Origin of the sequence: Micrococcus sp. HSID17227 (genome assembly GCF_003989405.1) — a bacterium.
Classification (GTDB): domain Bacteria; phylum Actinomycetota; class Actinomycetes; order Actinomycetales; family Micrococcaceae; genus Micrococcus; species Micrococcus luteus.
In genome coordinates this window covers 1-928 of the sequence record NZ_RBLN01000454.1, presented here as the reverse complement: position 1 = coordinate 928, position 928 = coordinate 1, and the positions used below count along the sequence as shown (strand labels likewise).

At 74.0% G+C, this 928-nt stretch carries 1 protein-coding gene; it reads left to right on the top strand.

Annotated elements, in window-relative coordinates:
- Window positions 1-890 (top strand): peptide chain release factor 1 (gene prfA, locus D8M29_RS12595; protein WP_127446044.1); only part of this gene is annotated, 890 nt, incomplete at its 5' end.
- Between the last annotated feature and the right edge of the window lie 38 nt (window positions 891-928).

The window sequence follows — 928 nt, the reverse complement described above, 5'->3', positions numbered from 1 at the left end:
GCGACGACGACGCGGCGGCCTTCGCGGCCGAGGTGCCCGGTCTGGAGGCGGCCGAGGCCGAGGCCGCCGAACGGCTGCGCCGGCTGCTGATCCCGCGCGACCCCGACGACGCGCGTGACGTGATCCTCGAGATCAAGGGCGGCGAGGGCGGCGAGGAGGCGGCCCTGTTCGCCGGCGACCTGCTGCGCATGTACCTGCGCTACGCCGACTCCCGGGGCTGGAAGACGGAGGTCCTCTCCGCCACGCACTCCGACCTGGGCGGCTACAAGGACGTCCACGTGGCGGTGCGGGGGAGCGCGGCCGACCCGGCCGACGGCGTCTACGCCCGGCTCAAGTTCGAGGGCGGCGTGCACCGAGTGCAGCGCGTGCCCGTCACCGAGTCCCAGGGCCGCATCCACACCTCCGCCGCCGGCGTGCTCGTGCTGCCCGAGGTGGACGCCCCGGACGAGGTCCACCTCGATCCGAACGACCTCAAGGTGGACGTCTTCCGCTCCTCCGGGCCGGGCGGCCAGTCCGTCAACACGACCGACTCCGCGGTGCGCCTGACGCACCTGCCCACGGGGATCGTCGTCTCCATGCAGAACGAGAAGTCCCAGATCCAGAACCGCGAGGCCGCGCTGCGCGTGCTGCGGTCGCGGCTGCTCGAGCGGCAGCGGGCGGAGCAGGACGCCGAGGACTCCGCGGCGCGCGCCGCGCAGGTGCGCACCATGGACCGCTCGGAACGCATCCGCACCTACAACTTCCCGGAGAACCGGATCGCGGACCACCGCACCGGCTACAAGGCGCACAACCTCGACGCGGTCCTCGACGGCGACCTCGAGGCCGTGATCGCCTCCTGCCTCGCCCTCGACGAGCAGCGGCGGCTCGCCGCGCTGGGCGGGGACGCGTGAGCGCACCGGCCTGGTCCGCGCTGCTGCGCGACGCCAGC